The sequence below is a fragment of the Quadrisphaera sp. GCM10027208 genome, assembly GCF_042658805.1.
Taxonomy (GTDB): Bacteria; Actinomycetota; Actinomycetes; order Actinomycetales; family SCSIO-59966; genus SCSIO-59966.
On sequence record NZ_JBHSRC010000009.1, the window covers coordinates 1 to 20,258 of the forward strand.

19 protein-coding genes are annotated in these 20,258 nt (G+C 72.2%); 8 read left to right on the top strand and 11 right to left on the bottom strand.

Annotation, left to right across the window (positions count from 1 at the left end; all coding sequences use genetic code 11):
• Positions 1-206 (bottom strand): hypothetical protein (locus tag ACFP6A_RS13165; protein ID WP_379604235.1); only part of this gene is annotated, 206 nt, incomplete at its 3' end.
• A 135-nt stretch (positions 207-341) separates the two neighbouring features.
• Between ACFP6A_RS13165 and ACFP6A_RS13170 the strand changes: the two genes are divergently transcribed.
• Positions 342-1,058 (top strand): HNH endonuclease signature motif containing protein, encoded by a 717-nt coding sequence (locus ACFP6A_RS13170; RefSeq protein ID WP_379604236.1) that lies wholly within the window; start codon positions 342-344, stop codon positions 1,056-1,058.
• Positions 1,059-1,080: 22 nt separating this feature from the next.
• On the opposite strand, the gene wecB is transcribed toward ACFP6A_RS13170, so the two are convergent.
• The 9 genes from wecB to ACFP6A_RS13215 all read right to left on the bottom strand — a co-directional run bounded on the left by wecB (position 1,081) and on the right by ACFP6A_RS13215 (position 10,986).
• Positions 1,081-2,277, bottom strand: a complete 1,197-nt coding sequence (gene wecB / locus ACFP6A_RS13175; RefSeq protein WP_379604238.1) for a non-hydrolyzing UDP-N-acetylglucosamine 2-epimerase — start codon at positions 2,275-2,277, stop codon at positions 1,081-1,083.
• A 113-nt stretch (positions 2,278-2,390) separates the two neighbouring features.
• Positions 2,391-2,846, bottom strand: coding sequence for a cupin domain-containing protein (locus tag ACFP6A_RS13180; RefSeq protein WP_379604240.1), 456 nt, complete (start codon positions 2,844-2,846; stop codon positions 2,391-2,393).
• 55 nt (positions 2,847-2,901) lie between these two features.
• On the bottom strand, positions 2,902-3,639 hold the full coding sequence (locus ACFP6A_RS13185) for a PIG-L deacetylase family protein (RefSeq protein WP_379604242.1): 738 nt from the start codon (positions 3,637-3,639) through the stop codon (positions 2,902-2,904).
• Between the two features lie 37 nt (positions 3,640-3,676).
• Positions 3,677-4,582 (bottom strand): ABC transporter permease, encoded by a 906-nt coding sequence (locus tag ACFP6A_RS13190; protein ID WP_379604244.1) that lies wholly within the window; start codon positions 4,580-4,582, stop codon positions 3,677-3,679.
• Positions 4,582-5,553 carry an ABC transporter permease gene (locus ACFP6A_RS13195; protein ID WP_379604246.1) on the bottom strand — a complete coding sequence of 324 codons (972 nt, stop codon included), beginning with the start codon at positions 5,551-5,553 and terminating at the stop codon, positions 4,582-4,584. The genes ACFP6A_RS13190 and ACFP6A_RS13195 overlap by 1 nt, the downstream gene beginning before the upstream one ends.
• Positions 5,554-5,607: 54 nt before the next feature.
• Complete coding sequence (locus ACFP6A_RS13200) at positions 5,608-7,272, bottom strand: ABC transporter substrate-binding protein (protein ID WP_379604248.1); 1,665 nt, start codon at positions 7,270-7,272, stop codon at positions 5,608-5,610.
• A gap of 2 nt (positions 7,273-7,274) precedes the next feature.
• Positions 7,275-9,353, bottom strand: a complete 2,079-nt coding sequence (locus ACFP6A_RS13205) for a dipeptide ABC transporter ATP-binding protein (RefSeq protein ID WP_379604250.1) — start codon at positions 9,351-9,353, stop codon at positions 7,275-7,277.
• Positions 9,354-9,394: 41 nt separating this feature from the next.
• A complete protein-coding gene (locus ACFP6A_RS13210) occupies positions 9,395-10,582 on the bottom strand; it encodes a cation diffusion facilitator family transporter (protein ID WP_379604252.1) in 1,188 nt (395 codons plus the stop codon).
• On the bottom strand, positions 10,579-10,986 hold the full coding sequence (locus ACFP6A_RS13215) for an ArsR/SmtB family transcription factor (protein WP_379604254.1): 408 nt from the start codon (positions 10,984-10,986) through the stop codon (positions 10,579-10,581). The genes ACFP6A_RS13210 and ACFP6A_RS13215 overlap by 4 nt, the downstream gene beginning before the upstream one ends.
• An 83-nt stretch (positions 10,987-11,069) precedes the next feature.
• Between ACFP6A_RS13215 and ACFP6A_RS13220 the strand changes: the two genes are divergently transcribed.
• A complete protein-coding gene (locus ACFP6A_RS13220) occupies positions 11,070-12,224 on the top strand; it encodes an acyl-CoA dehydrogenase family protein (protein ID WP_379604256.1) in 1,155 nt (384 codons plus the stop codon).
• Between the two features lie 95 nt (positions 12,225-12,319).
• On the opposite strand, the gene ACFP6A_RS13225 is transcribed toward ACFP6A_RS13220, so the two are convergent.
• Positions 12,320-13,396: a hypothetical protein gene (locus tag ACFP6A_RS13225; protein WP_379604257.1), complete on the bottom strand. Its 1,077-nt coding sequence runs from the start codon at positions 13,394-13,396 to the stop codon at positions 12,320-12,322.
• A gap of 148 nt (positions 13,397-13,544) precedes the next feature.
• Here ACFP6A_RS13225 and ACFP6A_RS13230 point away from each other — a divergent pair, with 148 nt between their 5' ends.
• The 6 genes from ACFP6A_RS13230 to ACFP6A_RS13255 are packed head-to-tail and all read left to right on the top strand — an operon-like array spanning position 13,545 to position 20,257.
• Positions 13,545-14,555 carry a glycosyltransferase family 2 protein gene (locus ACFP6A_RS13230; RefSeq protein WP_379604259.1) on the top strand — a complete coding sequence of 337 codons (1,011 nt, stop codon included), beginning with the start codon at positions 13,545-13,547 and terminating at the stop codon, positions 14,553-14,555.
• 13 nt (positions 14,556-14,568) lie between these two features.
• Positions 14,569-15,738, top strand: coding sequence for a glycosyltransferase (locus tag ACFP6A_RS13235; protein ID WP_379604260.1), 1,170 nt, complete (start codon positions 14,569-14,571; stop codon positions 15,736-15,738).
• A complete protein-coding gene (locus ACFP6A_RS13240; protein WP_379604261.1) occupies positions 15,735-17,099 on the top strand; it encodes a glycosyltransferase family 4 protein in 1,365 nt (454 codons plus the stop codon). Before ACFP6A_RS13235 ends, ACFP6A_RS13240 begins: the two co-directional genes overlap by 4 nt.
• An 11-nt stretch (positions 17,100-17,110) precedes the next feature.
• Positions 17,111-18,430, top strand: coding sequence for a glycosyltransferase (locus ACFP6A_RS13245; RefSeq protein ID WP_379604263.1), 1,320 nt, complete (start codon positions 17,111-17,113; stop codon positions 18,428-18,430).
• Complete coding sequence (locus tag ACFP6A_RS13250) at positions 18,423-19,667, top strand: glycosyltransferase (protein ID WP_379604264.1); 1,245 nt, start codon at positions 18,423-18,425, stop codon at positions 19,665-19,667. The genes ACFP6A_RS13245 and ACFP6A_RS13250 overlap by 8 nt, the downstream gene beginning before the upstream one ends.
• Positions 19,664-20,257, top strand: a complete 594-nt coding sequence (locus ACFP6A_RS13255) for a hypothetical protein (protein WP_379604265.1) — start codon at positions 19,664-19,666, stop codon at positions 20,255-20,257. The genes ACFP6A_RS13250 and ACFP6A_RS13255 overlap by 4 nt, the downstream gene beginning before the upstream one ends.
• Position 20,258 lies beyond the last annotated feature (1 nt).

Sequence of the window (20,258 nt, forward strand, 5' to 3'; positions counted from 1 at the left end):
GGCGGATCGCCGAGGACGCCACCTTGCGCCGGCTGCTCACCGACCCGTTCACCGGCACCGTCATCGGCCTGGACGGCCACACCTACCCCGGCCTCCGGCCAGACGACGGCCCACCCGACGACGGCCCACACAGCGGCGACCCACCCGGCGGCGGCCCGCCGGACGGCGGCCCACCCGGCGGCGGCCCGCCCGACGACGGCCCACACAGCGGCAATCCACCCGGTGACAGTCCAGCCGGTGCCAGTCCGCCCGATGAGGGTGCCCCCGATGAGGGCCCACCCCGTGACCTCTCGCCTGCGGGTGAGTCGTTCATCGGCAAACCCTGCGAGCGGGACTGCGCCATGGCCAGGTCCCCTCTCGGCGCCGTCGGACGCCTGCGGCCCGGTGCCGGAGTTGCCCCCGCGCACCCGGGCCCGGGTCGGTACCGGCCGCGGCGCACCATCGCCACCCTCGTCCAGCTGCGGGACCGCACCTGCCGGGCCCCCGGCTGCCGCCGCCGCGGCGTCCTGTGCGACATCGACCACATCGTGCGGTGGCCGCAGGGGCCCACCTGCCCGTGCAACCTGCAGCTCCTCTGCCGCCGCCACCACCGCCTCAAGCACGAGTCCGCCGCGGCGGTCTGGCGCACCGCCACCGGGTGGACCACCTGGCGGATGCCCACCGGGCACGTCCTGCGCCGGGCCCCCGAACCCGCCATTCCCCGGGTCGCCGGACACCCGACCGACCAGACGCTCGACTTGTGCGGCGACCCCGGCCGCCTGTCGCAGTACCTCGCTCGGGTCGACACCGCGGCCGACGAGTTCCGCCGCCTCGCCCGAGCCTGCGGATTCCCCGTCGACCCCGAGCCCGCCCCCGACGACGACACCGCCCCCGACGACGACACCGCCCCCGACGACAACACCGAGCAGCCCGAGCCCGCCACGCTGTCCGAGTGGGTTGCCCGCCGCGTGGCTCGCCTCAAGCCCGGCGAGTCCTGGGACTTCAACCCTGAACCGCCACGCCGGTACACCAGGAGCAACCCCGACCCGCCCGACTACACCGGACCGCCGCCGTTCTGAGACCGGTATCAACTGACTTCCGCTACGTCCGGATGGACTCCGCCTGGTGGGAGTTGCCCCGTGTCCGCGGGTTGAACTCCGGCAGCCGCTGGTCGACCCCGAGCAGCTCACCGATCGCGGCGACGCAGCGGGCCGCGGCCCGGCCGTCGCCGTAGGGGTTGACCGCCTCGGCCATCGCTGCGTGGGCGGCGTCGTCGGTGAGCAGCCGGTCCACTTCGGCGACGACGACGTCCTCGGCGGTCCCGATCAGCCGGACGGTGCCGGCGTCCACGGCCTCGGGTCGTTCGGTGTTGTCCCGCAGCACGAGCACCGGCACGCCGAGGCTCGGCGCCTCCTCCTGCACCCCGCCGGAGTCCGACAGCACCACCCGGGCACGGGAGATCAGGTGCGCGAACTCCCCGTACGGCAGCGGCTCCGTGACCACCACGTTGCCCAGGCCCGCCAGCGGAGGCAGCACGACCTCCCGGACGACCGGGTTACGGTGCGCCGGCAGGACGAACACCGCCTCCGGGTGCGCCACCGCGAGCCGGGCCAGGGCCCGGGCGACCGCCGCCATCGGCTCCCCCCACGACTCGCGCCGGTGGGTGGTGACGAGCACGAGCGGCCGGCCGCGGCCGCCGTCCGGACTGTCCAGCGCCTTGAGCGCTGGGTCGGTGAACGGCACCCGCCGGCCCACGGTCTCCAGCAGTGCGTCGATCACCGTGTTCCCGGTGACTGTGATGTCCCCGGCCGGGACGGCCTCGCGCAGCAGGTTCTCCCGGCTCGCCGGGGTCGGCGCCAGGTGCAGCGCGGCCAGCCGGGTGGTCAGCCGCCGGTTCATCTCCTCGGGGAAGGGGGAGTACACGTCGTCGGTGCGCAGCCCGGCCTCGACGTGCACGACCGGGATCCGCTGGTAGAACGCCGCCAGCGCCGCGGCCGTCGACGTCGTCGTGTCCCCCTGGACGACGACCGCGTCCGGCCGGACCCGCTCGAGGACCGCGGTCAGCCGCTCCAGGGTGCGGGTGGTCACCGCGGCGAGCGACTGCCGCGGGGTGATCACGTCGAGGTCGTCGTCCGGGACGATCCCGAACAGCTCGTTGACCTGGTCGAGCATCTCCCGGTGCTGCCCAGTCACGGTCACGTGGACGTCGAGCCGCGGGTGCCCGCGCGCCGCCCGGACCACCGGGGCCATCTTGATCGCCTCGGGGCGGGTGCCGTAGACGGGCATGACCAGGGGCATGGCGGCAAGGCTACGGGGGAGAGGGGTGGGGCACCGCCCGCCGCGTCTCGGGGGGCAGCGGCGGGCGGTGCGTCGAAGGGCCTCCTACCGGAACGGCGGGAGGGGAGGGGCGCTCAGCTCCGGAACGGGAAAATCGTGCGCCCGATCACCGGGGCCAGCTCCTCCGGCGTCCACACCCGGGTGCCTCGGGCTCGTGCGTCGTCGAACATGCTCTCCACGTCACCGCTGTGCGGCGTCGGGGCGAAGGACAGCACGAAACTGGCCGTCGAGGCGGTCGTGTTGCGGACGCCGAACGGCGTCCCCCGCGGGATGTGCTGGCCCTCGCCGGTGCGCAGCACCCGGTCCTGTCCACCGATGGTGGCGAGCAGCTCGCCGTCCAGCATGAACAGCGAGAGCTCGAACTGATCGGCCTCCTCCTGGTCCGGCGGCATGTCACCTCCCGGGGGGACGTGCGCCACGTAGGTCATGAGCGTCTCCCCGGCGACCAGGGGCCGGTAGTAGTACTCGTCCTTGCCGGCGTGCTGGAAGCCGGGCGCCTCCCGGATCGGGCGGACGTCGGGAACGGTCATCGGTGCTCTCCTCCTGGTGCGGCCGTTGTCGTCGGGCGGTGTGGTCCGGTGGCACTCAGGGCGTGAGCCGTTCGAGGACGAACGACCCCTCGCGTCGGTACGCCTCACCCAGGACCGCCCCGGAGTGCGAGGCCAGCCCGTTGGACAGTGCCAGTGAGGTGAAGATGACCCGCTGGCCCTCCCGCCCCAGGGTCTCCAGGTCCCCGTCACTCCAGGCCGGCACGACGGCACGCAGGACGTCGTCCGACGTCGCGGAGCGCCAGTGCTCGGCGCTGAACGTGTTCTGGGACGACAGCGCCTCCACCGCCCGCAGCTTGAGCTCCAGGACGTCCGCGATCTCGACCACGCAGTTCGGGTTCTCGGGGGTCATGTAGTAGATGGTCGGGATGCGGTGCGGCTGGTGCCCGCCGCACTCCTCCACCCGCCAGTCCCGACCCGCGACGGCGAGCGCCTCGGCGTAGAGGATTGCGATGACCCGACGGTCAGGGTCGAGGTCGTGCTGGGCGTGCTCCGGGTCCTGCATGATGACGACGTCGGGCTTGGTGCGCCGGATGAGCTCGACGACCTTCACCTTGGTCGCCGGGGCCAGGTCCACCTCCCCGAAGGGGACGTCGAGGTAGTCGACGTCCTCGATGCCCAGCACCGAGGCGGCCTTGCTCACCTGTGGCTTGCTGTCCTCACGGCACATCAGGACGGCGGCGTTCACCGTGTCACCGGCGGCGACGGCACGCGCCAGCGCGCCTCCGCACTCCACGATCTCCAGGCCGTAGCTGGCCAGCATCAGGACGTTCACGGACGGGTTCCTCCTCGGGGTGGGGTGAACGGCGCACTCAGCGGCGCCGCAACTTGGGGTTGACCTTCTGCTCGAGCGCGAAGCCCACGAGCGCGAAACCGAGGGACGCGAGCATGATCAGCAGGCCGGGAGGGAGCACCCACCACTTCCAGGCCGGGGTGAGGAACGCGCCCCGCACCTGAGCCCAGTAGAGGATGGAGCCCCAGCTCTTCTGCAGCGGGTCGCCCAGCCCGAGAAAGCTCAGCGACGACTCCAGCAGGATCGCTCCGCTGGTGGCGGCGACGAACTGGCCGGTCGCGAGCAGCAGCGTCTTGGGCAGCACGTGCCGCAGGATGAGGTAGCCGTTGCCGGCGCCCATCGTGCGGGCGGCAGTCACGTACTCGCGCTTGCTGAGCGAGAGCACCTGCGCCTGGATCACGCGTGCGGACGGGGCCCAGATCAGCGCTGCGATCACCGCGACGGTCGTCACCAGACTGCGCCCCAGGTAGGCGGCGAGGACGATGAGCAGCGGCAGGAAAGGCAGGATCAGCACGACGTCGACACCGCGCATGATGACCGCTCCGAGGCGGTCGAAGTACCCGCCGAGGACGCCGACGAGCGTGCCGATGACCAGGGCCACGGCTGCCGCGACGAGGCCGACGGTCAGGGACACCCGGGTGCCCTGGATGAGCTCGCTGAGGATGTCCTGACCGACGTCGTTCGTGCCGAGCAGGTGGTCCGCGGACGGCGGGCTGAAAGGTGTCCCGACCCGAGCGGACGGGTCGTAGGGCACCAGCCAGGGAGCGAGGACTGCGGTCAGGGTCAGGCCGACGACGATCACACCGCCGACGACGCCGATGAGCGCCGTCCAGTCCCGGCGGGGGACGCGCCGTGACCGGGGCTGGTGGCCCAGCAGGGCCGGGTCGGTGCGGTGCACCCTGTGGAGCAGGTCGGGGCGCGGCATCAGCGGGTCCTCGGGTCGAGTCGGGGGTAGATGGCGTCCGCGAGCAGGTTGGCGCCCAGCACGGCCAGCGTGAAGACGAGGAAGGTCGCCTGCATGACCGGGTAGTCCCGGCCGGACACCGCGTCGAAGACGAGCCGGCCCAGACCCGGGTAGGAGAACACCGTCTCCACGACGACGGTGCCGCCAAAGGCGAATCCGGCGCGCAGGGCCAGGACTGTGACCACGGGGATGATGGCGTTGCGGGCCACGTGCCCGAACAGGATCCGCCGCTGGCTGAGTCCCTTCGCGTGTGCCGTGCGGATGAAGTCCTCACCGAGCACCGACAGCATCGAGTAGCGCATCGTCAGGTACACCGTGGGGACGCTGAGCACCGACAAGGTCAGCACCGGCAGGAGCGCGTGCTGGCCGATGTCGACGATCTGCGCCCAGCCCTGGAGGTCTGCCGCAGGCGTCTGCGCGCCGAACGAGGGCAGCCAGCCGAGCTGCACGGAGAAGAAGGCGATGAGGAGCATGCCGAGCCAGAACGACGGGGTCGACTCCAGGGCGATCATGACGCTGAGCAGTCCCACGTCGCTCGGGCGTCCACGTCGCCACGCCGAGTACGCGCCCAGGGCGATGCCGATGATCCCGCCGATGACCAGCGCGATCAGCGTGATCATGAGGGTCCAGGGCAGCCGCTCGAGGATGAGCTCGTCGATCGGCCGGCCCAGCCGGTAGGAGTAGCCGAAGTCGAACGTGAGGACGTTCTGCCAGTACTGGAGATACTGGACGACGAGTGGCTGGTCGAGTCCAGCCTCGGCGATGACGGCCGCTCGCTCCTCGGGTGAGAGCTGGCCGACCTCCGCACCGGCCAGCAGAGCCAGCGGGCTGCCCGGCATGACCCGGGGCAGGAAGAAGTTGAGGGAGACGGCCACCACGAGGACGAGCAGGTACTGCGCCGCCCGCACTGGTGCACTGCTCTTGCGGCTCATGGTGACCGCCTCCCTCCTGTCAGCTTCGGTTCACGTCCCGCGGCGTGCCGCCGGTCACGGCTGCCCCTCGTCGGGGATGAAGGACAACTTCGTCATCGGCCCGATACCGGTGATGGACCGCCAGTCGTCGAACACCTGCGACCGGTAGGCGTAGACGCCGTTCGGGTACAGCAGCGGCACGAACGGGGCCGTCTCGGCGAACCGCTCCTGCAGCTCGTGCGCAGCCTGCAGACGGTCGTTCTCATCCAGGCTGGTGAGCAGGCGCTCGGCGATCTCGTCGGTCGTCGGATCGGCGTAGCCGGTGACGTTGAGGTTGCCGATCTCCGGGTCGCTGTGCACCAGGGCGGCGAACTGGCCGATGTCGGCCTGGGTCGGTGCGGACCAGCCCCAGATGGCCATGTCGTAGTCCCGACCGTTGTTGACGTCGTAGCCCGGCCACACGGCGTCGTCGAGGGTCTGGGTCTCCACCGCTGCCACCTCGACCCCGATGCCGATCTCGCCCAGCTGGCTGGCGAGCAGCTCCGCGATCCGCAGTCGCAGGGCGTTGTTGCCGGCGACCAGGAGCTCGACGGACAGCGGCTCGCCACTGGACTCGCGCACGCCGTCGCCGTCGGAGTCGGTGTAGCCGGCGTCCTCGAGCAGCGCCGCAGCAGCGTCCGGGTCGTGCTCGACCGTCACGTCGGGGTTGTAGTAGACCGAGTCCGGGTGCACCCATCCTGGGTTGCCGGGCACAGCCGCTCCGAGGTAGACGTCGTCGACGAGCTGCTGGACGTCGATCCCGGTCATCAGCGCCTGCCGGAAGGCCTGGTCGTCGAAAGGCGGCCGCTGGGTGTCGTACGCGAGCAGCGTCGTCGTGTACTCGGGGGCCTCGATGACCGCGAGGTCGCCCTGACCCTGCAGCGCCTGAATCTGCTCGGGCGAGATGACTCGCATGAGCGTGTCCACCTCACCGGACCGCAGGGCGGCGATCGCGCCGGCGTCGTCCGCGAACTGGATCGCGACGATCTCGTCGACCTTCGGGGCGCCGCGGAAGTACTCGGGGTACGCCTCGAAGCTGTAGCTCGTGCCGGGCTGGGAGTCGACCAGCCGGTAGGGGCCCGAGCCGACGCTCGTCTCCTCGCTGTACGGCTCGGTGTCCGGAGCGGTGACGTCTGACCAGACGTGCTCGGGCAGGATCGGCACGTCGGCCAGCGTGCGCAGCTCGAACGACGGGTTCGGCTCGCTCAGCGTCAGCTGCACCGTGCCGGGGTCGACCACGGACGCCGACTCGACGAGCCGGAGCGCGTTCTGGAACCGGCCGGGCGGGCCGGACTTGTAGTACTCGACGGAGAACGCGACGTCCTCGGCGTCCAGCGTCTCGCCGTCGTGCCACGTGACACCCTCGGCGAGCGTGAGGGTGTACGTCAGACCGTCCTCGGAGACCTCCACCTCCTCGGCAAGCCACGGTTGCGGCGTCCCGGAGGCGTCGATCTGCATGAGCGTGTCGTAGGTCAGCATCATGAGGTTGAGACCGGTGAAGCCGGTGTTGTACGTGTGAGGGGTGAGGTTGCCCTCCTCGCTGAGGATGCCGATGCGCAGTCGCTCCGCGCTGGTGGCTCCGGCGGTGGCGGACGAGGTGTCGGCGGACGGTTCCTCCGGCGCTCCTGCGGAGCACGAGGCAAGGGCGAGGGATGTGGCGGCGACGAGGGCGGTCGCCAGTAGTCGGACAGGACGAGGCACGGTTACCTCCTGGGGCTGGTGCGGTCGGCCGGCAGTGCGCCGGCCGGGTGGCGAGGTGGTTCGGCGAGCAGGGGCTCCTCGGCTCGGTGGCACGCGACCTGGTGGGTCGCCGTGATCGACAGGACCGGCGGCGGGGTGGTGTCGCAGAGTCCTGGAACGGCAAGCGGACAGCGGGTGCTGAACCGGCATCCTTGGGGTGGGTGGGCGGCGCTCGGCGGGTCCCCGCCGAGCGCCCGGGTGCCGCCCCGTCGGGTCGGGTCGGTGACCGGGACGGCCTCGAGCAGCGCCCGCGTGTAGGGGTGACGTGGTCGCTCGTACACCTCGTCCCGTGGCCCGGTCTCGACGATCTGCCCGAGGTACATGACCGAGACGTGCTGGGCGAGGTGCCGGACGATGGCGAGGTCGTGCGCGATGAACAGCAGGCCAAGACCGAGTTCCGCCTGCAACCGGGACAACAGGTTGACGACCTGGGCCTGCACGGAGACGTCGAGCGCTGACACCGCCTCGTCGCAGATCAACAGCCTGGGCTCGAGGGCCAGCGCCCGGGCGATGGCGATGCGCTGACGCTGGCCGCCGCTGAACTCGTGCGGATGCCGGTCGACGCAGTCCTGCGGCATCTCCACCAGGCGCAGGAGCTCGGCCGTGCGCTCCCGCCGCTGCGCCCGCGAGCCGATCCGGTTGATGCGCAACGGCTCGGCGACGACGTCACCGACGGTCAGGGCGGGGTTCATCGAGCTGGCCGGGTCCTGGAACACCATCTGTGCGGCCCGGCGGCGGCGGCGGACGGCGTCCCGGTTGGAGGCCTCGACGTCGATGCCGAGCACGGCGACCCGACCGGAGGTGACCCGCTCGATCGCCATCACCGCCCGGCCCAGCGTGGACTTGCCCGAGCCGCTCTCCCCGACCAGACCGTGGGCCTGGCCCTCGAGGATGGTGAGGTCGACGCCGTCGACCGCTCGGATGGGCGGCTCCCGGTGCAGCAGGCCGCCGCCACCGAAGTGCACCTGCAGGTCGCGGACCTCCAGCAGCGGGGTGGCCGTGTCGTCCACCCGACGCTCCTCGGCCGCGGCGAGCTCCGGCGGCGGCAGGCGACGCCCGGCGAGCATCTCGTCGCTGTGGAAGCAGGCCGCCTGCCGGCTCGGGTCCTCCTGCAGCGGCAGCAGCGCGGGCCGCTGCGTAGTGCAGTGCGGGCGGGCCAGGTGGCAGCGGGGCGCGAACGCGCAGCCGCTCATCGGCTCCATCGGGTCCGGGGGAGTGCCGGGGATCTCCACCAGCGGCTGGTCCGCCGGGCTGTCCAGGCGAGGGACGGCGTCCAGGAGACCTGCCGTGTACGGGTGCGCAGGGGCGTCGTAGAGGCGCAGGCAGTCCCCGGACTCGACGACCCGACCGCCGTACATCACGGTGACCCGGTCGGCCATCTCCGCCACGACGCCCAGGTCGTGCGTGATCCAGACGACCGCCATCCCGTGCTCGGCCTGGAGGCGCTGCACCAGCTCGACGATCTGGGCCTGGACGGTGACGTCGAGCGCCGTCGTCGGCTCGTCGGCGATGAGCAGCCGCGGCTGACAGGCCAGAGCCATCGCGATCATCACGCGTTGACGCATGCCACCGGAGAAGTGGTGCGGGTAGTCGCCCACCCGGCGGGCAGCGTCGGGGATACCGACCTCACCGAGGAGCTCCACGGCGCGACTCGTCGCTGCGCTGCGGCTCATGCCCTGGTGCACCCGCAGGGTCTCCGCGATCTGGCGTCCGACCGGGTGGACCGGGTTGAGGGACGACATCGGGTCCTGGAACACGATGCCGATCTCGCGTCCGCGAACCGTCCGCAGGTCTGCCTCCGGCATCCCGACGAGCTCGCGGCCGCCGAACCGGACCGAGCCGCTAACCTGTGCGTTGTCGGGCAGGAGACCGAGCGCCGCCATCATCGACACGCTCTTGCCGCTGCCGGACTCGCCGACGACGGCGAGTGTCTCGCCGTCTGCCACGTGCAGGTCGATCCCGCGGACCGCTGCCAGCGCGCCGCGCCGTGTCACGAACTCGACGGCGAGGTTCGTGATGGCGAGCAGCGGTGCGTCGGTCACGGCAGGGCCTCCTCGGTGGCGACGGTCGCGGGCGGGCGGGGTCAGTCGTGCGTGTGCGTCGAGCGCGCGTGCTGCGTCTGCGTGGTGTCGGCGGAGTGCGCTGCGACGCGTGCCCGGTACTCCTCACGGGCCTGCTTCGAGGCGTGGTGGCCGGACAGCTCGTGCAGTCCGTCGGGCACCGCGGCGTCCACCGTCGGGTGCACGTGGACGATCACCCGGTCGAGGTTCCCGGCGACGTGCAGCAGCTCGTGCTGCACCCGCTCGGCCACGTCGTGCGCCTCGGTGAGGCTCAGTCCGGCGTCCACGCCGATCTCCGCGTCGCCCTCCATCCGGTGGCCGGCCCAGCGGGCGCGCACCTCGCTGACCAGGACGACGCCGGGCACCGACTGCGCCGCCTGGCGCATCCGGTCCAGCACCTCGGGGTCGACGCCGTCCATGAGCCGGCGGACGATGATGACGAGTGAGTTGATGAGGATGCCGGCGATGGCGACCGCGATGAGCAGACCGGCGATGGCGTCGGCGCGCTCGAACCCCAGCCAGACCCCGATGACGCCGAGGACGACGGCGATCGAGGTGTAGCCGTCGGCGCGGGCGTGCTGGCCCTCGGCGATGAGCGCCGCGGACCCGATCCGCTGGCCTGTGCGGATCCGGTAGACCGCCACTGCCTCGTTGCCGAGGAAGCCGACGAGACCGGCCGCGAACACCCAGCCCAGGTTCGTGATCTCGCGCGGGTTGATCAGCGCGTCGATGGACTCCCAGACGATGAGCACGATGGTGGCGATGATCACGAGCGAGATGAACAGGCCGACGAGGTCCTCGGCGCGGCGGTAGCCGTACGGGTACCTGCTCGTCGGGCGGCGGCGCCCGAGCCGGAACGCGATGATCAACGGGATCGTCGTCGCGGCGTGGCCGAGGTTGTGGATCGTGTCGGCCAGCAGGGCGATCGACCCCGAGACGGCGACGATGACCACCTGGGCCAGCGCGGTGGCCATCATGCCCGCGAGGCCGATCCACGCCGTCCGGATGCCGTCGCGCGCCGACTCCTCGGCGGTCTGGATGGCGTCGTTCGCGTCGTGGGCGTGCGGGATCAGGGTGTGCTTGATCTTCGCCAGCAGCCCCGTGCCGTGCTCGTGGGAGTGCTCGTGGTCGTGCTCTCGCCCGTGGTCGTGCCCTTGCCCGTGGTCGTGCCCGTGCTCCGTGGCGCGGGTGCTAGGGCGGTCGTTGCTCATGGGTGGAGTTCCTCGGTCTCTGAGACGGTCCGCGGACCTCTCGGGTCGTCGCCGGCGTGGTGTGCGGGGATGCCCGGGCCGCCGTGCTCGGCGTGGCGCACCGCGTCCACGACGAGCTGGGCGATGTGGTCGTTCTCGATCCGGTAGTAGACGAACGTCCCCTCGCGGCGGGTGGCGACGATGCGCGCCAGCCGAAGCCGGGCCAGGTGCTGGGACACGGCAGGGGCCGGCTTGCCGACGACCCGGGCCAGGTCGCCCACTGAGAGCTCCGCGTCGAGCAGCGCCCACAGCAGCCGCAGCCGGGTCTCGTCGGCCAGCATCTGCAAGGTCAGGACGGTCTCGCTGACGAGCTCGGGGTCGAGTTGTCTGTGTGCCTCGTTGCGTTCTCCCGTACCTGCGTCCATACGCAGATACTTGCGGACAAGGTCTGGGACGCGCAAGGGGCACGGCCGCCAGTCGTGGTGGGCAGAGCGTTACGGTGAGGTCTGTGAGCGACTTCGACCTCTTCCGGCTCAGTGACGACCACGAGGCGCTGCGCGAGGCGGTGCGTGCCGTCGCCGAGGACAAGGTGGCCCCGCACGCCGCGCACGTCGACGAGACCGGCGAGTTCCCCCAGGCCTCCTACGACGCGCTACGGGCCAGCGACTTCCACGCCCCGCACATCCCCGAGGAGTACGGCGGGGCCGGCGCCGACGCGCTGGCCACCTGCCTCGTCATCGAGGAGGTCGCCCGGGTCTGCGCGTCGAGCTCGCTCATCCCCGCGGTCAACAAGCTCGGCACGATGCCGCTGCTGCTCGCTGCCTCGGAGGACGTGCTCAAGCGCTACCTGCCGCCGGTCGCGTCGGGGGAGGCGATGTTCTCCTACGGGCTCTCCGAGCGCGAGGCCGGCTCCGACACCGCGTCGATGCGCACCCGCGCGGTCGCCGACGGCGACGAGTGGGTGATCTCCGGGCAGAAGTCGTGGATCACTAACGCCGGCATCAGCGAGTACTACACGGTCATGGCCGTCACCGACCCCGACGGCCCGCGCGGCGGCAACGTCACCGCGTTCGTCCTGCACCGCGACGACCCCGGCTTCACGATGGCCGAGCCCGAGCGCAAGATGGGCATCAAGGGGTCCCCGACCCGCGAGCTGCTGTTCGACAAGGTCCGGGTCGGTGACGACCGCCGCGTCGGCGACGTCGGTCAGGGCCTGAAGATCGCGCTGCGGACCCTCGACCACACCCGGGTCACCATCGGTGCCCAGGCCCTCGGCATCGCCCAGGGCGCCCTGGACGCCACCGTCTCCTACGTCAAGGAGCGCCGCCAGTTCGGCAAGCCCATCGCCGAGTTCCAGGGCGTGCAGTTCATGCTCGCCGACATGGCGATGGCGGTCGAGAGCGCCCGGCAGATGGTCTACGCGGCCGCGGCGAAGAGCGAGCGCAACGACCCGGACCTGTCGTTCTTCGGCGCCGCCGCCAAGGCCTACGCCTCGGACGTCGCGATGCGGGTGACGACGGACGCCGTCCAGCTGTTCGGCGGGTACGGGTACACCCGGGACTACCCGGTCGAGCGGATGATGCGCGACGCGAAGATCACCCAGATCTACGAGGGGACCAACCAGATCCAGCGGCTCGTCATGGCGCGCCAGCTCCTCCGCTAGCTCGCAGAATGCTGGGTTGGTGGCGCAACACGCCGGTGAAGGCGTGACTGGGGCAGCATTTTGCGGTGGCGAAGCGCTCGTGGGCTGCTGCTGCCCTAGCCGACGGTCACCGGCACCGACGCGAGGTTGGTCCCGGCCGACCCCCCACACACGTCGGTGATGCCGGGCCGCCGGATCCGCAGCTCATGCCGCCCGGCGGGCGCGTCGGTCCACGTCACGGTGTACCGACCGTTCGCGCGGGCGTTCGCCGTCGCGACGACCTGCCAGCTCCCGTCGGCTGCACGACGTTGCAGGTGCACCGGCCCGTACCCCGCTGAGTGGATCACGGGGGCCGGCCACACGTTGCCCTCGACGACGACCGATGAGCGGTCACCAGATCCGTCGCCGCCCAGCACCGTGTACCTCGAGTTCGCCTGGATCTTCACGGTCGGCTCGAGGCACGTCCGGTCCTCGAGACTCCAACCACGCGTCCCGCGTTTGCCGTAGGCGAGGTAGAACGGCCGGTCCACCCCCACCACGCCCTCCGGCGAGCCACTCCACCGGCCACGAAAATCCGTGGCGCCGAGGCCCGGTGGCGTCTGCAGACGCGCCGATGGAGCCGGCCCGAACACGTGCTGCACCCCGATCGCCGCGCCGCTCACAGGCTGTTGCGTGGCCCGGTTCACCACGGTGATGCCGGGGGTCCACCGCTCCTGCCCGGACACCACCCGCACGGGGGTCCGGTCCGGGACGACGTCCCACGTCGGCTGCCCGGCCACCGAGAACGTGGCTCCGGCGACTCCCGTCCCCGGGCCCACCCCGAGGTCCACCTGCTCGCCGTCCGAGCGGACGAGGTGCAGTGACTCGACCGCGTACGTCCGGCCAGCCCACATCGGCGTCACCTCGACCAGGCCTCGCCATGTCCCGTCCGTCGCCGACCCGGCGACCCGGGTCAGCGTCGGCCACAGCACGGCCTCCCTTCGGTCGTCCGCCACCGCGACCACCGCGTACGGCGCGTCGATCCACTGCGGCGCGATGACGTCCGGGAGCCCGGCAGAGTCCTGCAGGTCCACGGTGACGGTCAGCGTCACGAACCCGCCCGCCACCTCCGCCGCCGCAGGTTCGACGCGCATCTCGCCGACGCTCACCGCGCTGCCGGCGTCCGCGGCCGGATCGACCTGCGGGCCGCTCACCGCCCCCACCGCGCCTACCGGGCCGACAAGTAGACCCACCAGCAGAACCGGCACCAGCGTCACCAGGACTGGGCGCATGGGACACCTCCTGCCGGCCAACCTAGACCTCCCGAACGGCGCGGGTACATCCGTTAGCCTGACCGCCGTCATGTCGACCTCCGGCCCGCCCCCGACATGGCCCGGGGTCTCCGTGGTCATGCCTGTCCTCAACGAGGAGAAGCACCTCGCCGAGGCGGTCCAGGGAATTCTCGACCAGGACTACCCCGGAGACCTCGACGTCGTGCTCGCCCTGGGACCCTCCCGTGACCGCACCCGCGCAGTGGCCGAGGACCTGCGCCGCCGCAACCCGCACGTCCGGCTCGTCGACAACCCCACCGGACGCACCCCGGCCGGCCTCAACGCCGCCATCGCCGCCACCGACCACCCGGTCGTCGTCCGCGTCGACGGGCACGGCCGGCTGCCCGAGGGGTACGTCGCCCGTGCCGTCGAGGTCCTGCTGGCCACCGGCGCCGACAACGTCGGCGGGATGATGGTGCCGCGTGGGCACACCCCGTTCGAGCAGGCCGTCGCCGTCGCGATGAGCAGCCGTCTCGGCATCGGCGGCGCCCGGTTCCACGTCGGCGGTGACGCCGGCCCCGCCGAGACCGTCTACCTCGGTGTCTTCCGCCGCGACACCCTGGAGCGCCTCGGCGGCTTCGACGAGACCTTCACCCGGGCCCAGGACTGGGAGCTCAACCACCGCATCCGCGCATCCGGCGGGACCGTCTGGTTCGACCCCTCCCTGCGGGTCGCCTACCGGCCCCGGTCGTCGTGGAAGGCCCTCGCCTCGCAGTTCTACCGGTCCGGCCAGTGGCGCCGGGAGGTCATCCGCCGCTACCCGCAGACCGCGAGCCTGCGCTACCTCGCCCCGCCGGTCACCGTCGCCGGGGTGGCCCTGGCCACGGCCGCGGGTCTCGTCGGCGTCGCCACCGGACGCCGAGCCCTCGCCGCGGGTCTGCTCGCCCCCGCCGGCTACGCCACCGTCGTCGCTGCCGCCACCCCTGTCGTCGCCCGCGACGTCCCGCCCGCGGCCCGGGCGTGGTTCCCGCTCGTCGTGGCCACCATGCACGGCGCGTGGGGAGCCGGCTTCCTGCGCTCCGCGCTGCGGGGTGGACGGTGAGGACCGGTCACCGGTGAGGATCCTCGTCCTCGTCCAGTCCCCGGTCGCCGGCGACGCCCGCGTCGAGCGGGAGGCCCGCACCCTGGCGGCTGCCGGTCACCAGGTCACCGTCGTCGGCCGCGGCGTGCCCGTCGGTTACACCCTGGACGACGTCACCGTTCTGGACGCCGGCCGTCCCGCGGGTCTGGGCTCCGCCGCCTCCGGACGACGTCAGCCCGGGCTGGTGCGCGTCGTCCGGTCCGCGGCCCGCTGGGCCCTGCTGCCCACCCACCGGGAGAAGGTCGAGTCTGCCTGGCGCACCGCCGCTGCGGACGTCGTCCGGCACCTGCCCGCGGACGCCGTCCACGCCCACGACCGCAACACCCTGGCCCTCGGCGCCGCCGAGGCCGCCCGCCGGGGCGTCCCGCTCGTGTACGACGCCCACGAGCTGTGGTCCGACCGGGGGCTGCCCGGGCGCCCGACCCCGCTCGCCGACCGGCGCCGCACCCGGCAGGAGACCGCCCACGCCCGCACCGCCGCGGCCGTGCTCACCGTCTCCGAGGGGATCGCCGACGTGCTGCGCGGCCGCGGGCTGCGCGACGTCCGGGTGGTCCGCAACACGTTCCCCGCAGCGCCGGCCGGCACGCCCGCAGGCCGGCCAGCGACACCGGTGCCGAGCGCCCCGACCGGGCTGCTCTACGCGGGCCGGATCGGCGCCCACCGGGACCTGGAGTCCCTCGTCGCGGCCGCGGACCACCTCGACGGGCTCAGCGTCACCCTCGTCGGCCCCCAGGACCCGCACGTCGCCGCGGCCCTGAGGCTGCCCGCCGGCGTCGAGCAGCACCCCGCCCAGCCCGTCGACGACCTCGACGACTGGTACCGGGCCCGCGGCATCGCCGCGATCACCCTGACCGCCGGCTCCCGCAACCACCGACTGGCCTTGCCCAACAAGGTGTTTCACGCCGTACGGGCCGGCGTCCCGGTGGTCGCCGCCGACCTGCCCGAGCTGCGTCGACTCGTGCGCACCCACGACCTCGGTGAGCTCTACACCCCCGGCGACCCGGCGTCGCTCGCGGCGGCTGCCGCCCGGGTCCGCGACCGGTACGCCAACCTCACCGCCGCGGTCCGTGCCGCCCGCGACGAGCTCTCCTGGGAGCGGGACGCCCGCGTCCTGCTCGACGTCTACGCGGAGCTGGCCCGGTGACCCCAGACCCGGACGCCGACACCGCCCGCCGGGTGGTCATGGTGGTCAACAACGGCGTCCACGGTGACAGCCGCGTCCAGCGGGTGGCCCGTGCCGCCGCGGACGCCGGCTGGCAGGTCCGCGTCGTCGGCCGCGCCCCGGCCGGCGGCGTGCGGCGCAGCGTCGAGGACGGCGTGGAGGTCGTCCTCGTCCCGGTCCGGCCGGTGCTCAGCGCGCGGGGCGACCGGCGCAACCCGGCGCTGGTCCGCGGTGCCAGGGCCCTGCTGCGGGAGCGGGACCGGCGTCTGGCGGCCTCGTCGTGGGCCCGCCGCCTCGCGCCCGTCACCGCACCGCTCACCGTGCTCCGCCACGGCGCCTGGCGGCTGCTCGACCCGTGGGTCCAGGACCTCGAGCTCGCGCTGGCACCGTGGGTCGAGGACCACCGGCCGCACCTCATCCACGCCCACGACCGGCACACGGTCCCGCTCGCCGCCCGCAGCGCTGCCGCCCTGCGCGCGGCCGGCACGCCGACGGCGTGGGTGCTCGACGCCCACGAGTACGTCGCCGCCACCGCCGCCCGCGGCGTCACCGGGCTGCGCGGCCGCCTCCGGCGGGCCATGGTCGTCGGCGAGCAGGACGAGTTCATCCGGGACGCCGACGCCGTCGTCACCGTCTCCGAGACCCTCGCCGGGATGCTGCGCTCCGACCACCGGCTCGCCGCGACGCCGACCGTCGTGCTCAACGCGCCCGCGGCGGTCCGTCCCGCTGACCAGGCAGGCACTGCCGACGCGGGCGTCCCCGACCTGCGGGACCGCCTCGGGCTCGACGCCGACGTCCCGCTCCTGGTCTACTCCGGCGGCTGCGCCCCCGCCCGCGGCCTCGCGACCGTCGTCGACGCCCTGCCCGCCCTGCCCGGCGTCCATCTGGCCCTCGTCGTCGCCGACGACGACCCGGACGTCCCCGCGCTGCTCGACCGTGCCTGGGAGCGCGGCGTCGGCGACCGGGTGCACCGCACCGGGTACGTGCCCGCCGACCAGGTCACCGGCCTGCTCGCCGGTGCCGACGTCGGCCTGGTCCCGCTGCTGCACCGGCCCAACCACGAGATCTCGCTGGTGACGAAGTACCTGGAGTACCTGCACGCCGGGCTGCCGGTGGTGACCAGCGACGTCCGGGAGATGGCCCGGTTCACCCGCGAGCACCGCCTCGGCGAGGTGTTCACCGCCGGGGACGCCGACGGGCTCGCCGTCGCCGTCCGGGCTGTCCTGGCCGACCGCGGCGCCTACGCCCAGCGGGTCCGCACCAGCCAGGCCGTCGCCGCCACCGCCTGGCCGCACCAGGCGCGCCGGCTGCTGGCCGTCTACGACCAGGTGACCGCTGGCTAGACTCCCCGCCGATGAACCAACCGAACGGACGACGTCCGCGTGTCCTCTACCTCGCGTTCTACTTTCCTCCGACGCGGGCCAGCGGCGTCTTCCGAGCACGGGCGACAGCGAACCACTTCGCGGAGCGCGGCTGGGACGTCACTGTTCACACTGCGCCGCGTGAGTTCTTCACCCGGTACATCGACTCGTACGACGAGACGCTGGAGTCGACGATTCACCCCGAGGTCACCGTCGTCCGGCCGGGCCTTGACTACTACCGATGGGTCACCGACATCCGAGACTACGGTCGGTTTCGCGCCAACTTCCCGAGCCTGGCGACGATGCTGCACCGGTGGGAGACCGAGCGGTTCTTCCCGGAGCACTACGCGTCGTGGATCCCCCGCGTGCTCGCCGCCGCCCTCAAGCAGCACCGCAAGACCCGATTCGACCTCGTCGTCGCGACCGGCAACCCGTTCGCGTCCTTCGCGGCCGCCTGGATGCTGCACAAGCTCCTGCGCGTGCCGTACGTCGTCGACTACCGAGATGCCTGGACCTTCAACCAGTTCACCGAGGAACTCAAGTACCCGCCCGACCACAGTGCCTGGACCTGGGAGGAGCGGGTGCTCCGCGAGGCAGCTGAGATCGTGTTCGTCAACAACGGGATGCGGCAGTGGTACGCCGACCGCTATCCCTTCGCTGCGGAGCGGATGACGGTCGTCCCCAACGGTTGGGAGCCCGAGATCCTCGGTGATCTCGACACCGAACCTGTGCCGGACAGGCCGCTACGGTTCGGGTACGTCGGCACGGTCACCGACGCCATGCCGATCGAGGAGCTGTTCGACGGTTGGCGGCAAGCGCGCCACGACCCGGCCCTGCAGGATGCAACCCTCCACGTCCACGGCCACTTGGGCTTCTTTCCGCGGCACGTGCCCGTCCTCCTCGACCGGATGCCGGTGGAGGAGGGGATCGGGGTCCACTACGAGGGGCCGGCCCCTAAAGCGGACATCGCGAAGGTCTACGACTCCCTCGACGTCCTGCTCTTCTGGGTGCCGGGTGCGCGGTACGTGACGAGCGGGAAGGTGTTCGAGTACATGGCCACCGGCAAGCCGATCGTCTCGGTGCACAAGCCGGACATCGCCGCCGTCGACGTCCTCGACGGGCACCCTCTGTGGGTGCGCAACGCCGACCTGTCGAGCGGGAGCATCGCGCAAGCCCTCATCACCGGCGCCCGGCTTGCACGCTCCCGGACACCGGGACAGGCCCGAGCGGCTCGGGAGCACGCGCTGCGCTACACCCGTGACGCCGTGCTCGCCCCGTTCGAGCAGCGACTGCGGAGCCTGGCCCGTGCATGAGCCTCGCGGTCGGTCCCTCGCCGTTGTCACACCGTGGTACCCGAACGTCAACAACCCGTTCGCCGGCTCCTTCGTGCAGAGCACCGTGGAGGCTGTCGCGGACCGGTTCGAGTCCGTTCTGATCCTCCACGCCGAGGACTGGCCGACGCCGGGAGACCGCGTTGGATCCGCAGTCATCCGGGGACTCACGCGCCGGCTGGTCGGCGCCGAGGGCGCCCGCGTGCCGATCCGCCCGGTGCGGACGCCGGAGGGCGACCTTATCCGCGTCCCCGCCCCCGTGGTCCCTGCTCGGGACTACGCCCAGCACGCCCGCACCCACGAATCCGCCTTGCGCAACGTCCTGCCAGGTGGAGTCATCGACGCCGACGTCGTGCACGGTCACGTGGGTACCTACGGCGGCTGGGCGGCCGTCCAGCTTGCACGACCCGGTGCCCGGGTGTTCGTCACCGAGCACGCGACGTTTCTCGACCGGATCCTTGCACAGCGCCCTGCGCGGGACCTGTACGACCAGGTGCTGGCACGCTGCACCGGCTTCTTCTGCGTCAGTGACGTGCTGCGCCGCAAGGTGCTCGACTACTTTCCCCACCACGAGACGAAGGTGTCCGTCGTCCCGAACGCGGTGGCGGTCGAACGTATACCGATGCGACCGGATCCGGTCCGGCGGTTGTCCCGCTGGCTCTACCTCGGGCGTCTACTGCCGCACAAGGGGGTGTGGCGGCTGTTGGAGGCCTTCGCGGTCTGCGCCGAGGACGATCCCGATCTGGAGCTGACGATGGTGGGCGGCGGCCCTTTGCGCGACGGCCTGGCCGCTCGGGCCAGCGAGCTCGGTCTGGGCGGCCGGGTTCACCTGCCAGGGCCTGTCCCCCACGAGGAAGTGGTCCGTCAGCTGCACGCTGCGGACCTCCTCGTCCACCTCAGCGAGTACGAGACGTTCGGGATGACGGTCGTCGAGGCCGTCGCCTCCGGGCTACCCGCACTGGTAACCCGGAGCGGTGGTCCCGAGGAGACCCTCGCCGGCCTCGAGGAGATCGCCGGGGCGACCGTCCCGGTCAGTACCTCGGTCGTCGAGGTGGTTCGCGCCTACCGGTCCCTGCGTGAACGCCTGCCCGACCTTGACCTGCCGCACGCTCGCGAGCAGCTGACCGCCCGGTACGGGATGAGAGCCGTCGGCGACCAGCTGATGGCCCGGTACCTGGGCCATGACGGCCCCGAGACCCCTGAGGTGTTGACACGATGAAGGTCCTGTTCGTGGCCCTGACCGCGACCCGGGCTCGTGCCATCAAACGGCACTGCCACTTCCTCCTCGACCACGGCGTCGACGTCGAGCTGATCACGACGAACGCCGATCCCTGGCGGGCCGAGGGACTCGACCCCCGGGTCGTCGTGCACACCCTCAAGGAGGGCGAGGGCCGCCACCCGATCCCGCGCATCGAACGCGTCGTCGTGTTCCGCGGACCCCGGTTCGTGCTCAACCGGGCGGCGCCTGTCCTCGGCCGACGCGCGCCCGGCGTCCGCGCCCGCTACGAGCGGGTCGCCGACGCCTTCCACCGACGCCTGTTCATGCGGGGGTACCGGGCTGTCCGTCCGTGGGTGCTGTGGCGGGTCGCCCGCCAAGAGGTCCTCCCGCGATTTGACCTGTCGACAGTCAACGAGGTCGTGGTCGGCGACTCCCACGCCGTCCCGCTGGCGTGGCACCTGGCGCGGCTCCACCCCGAGCTCAAGGTGAGCTTCTCTCTGGACCGTGCCGCGTACACCGACGCCTCCGACCCGGGCGATCCCGAGGCAGACGCCAGGGCTGACTCCACGGTCGCCGCGTCGGACGTCTGAC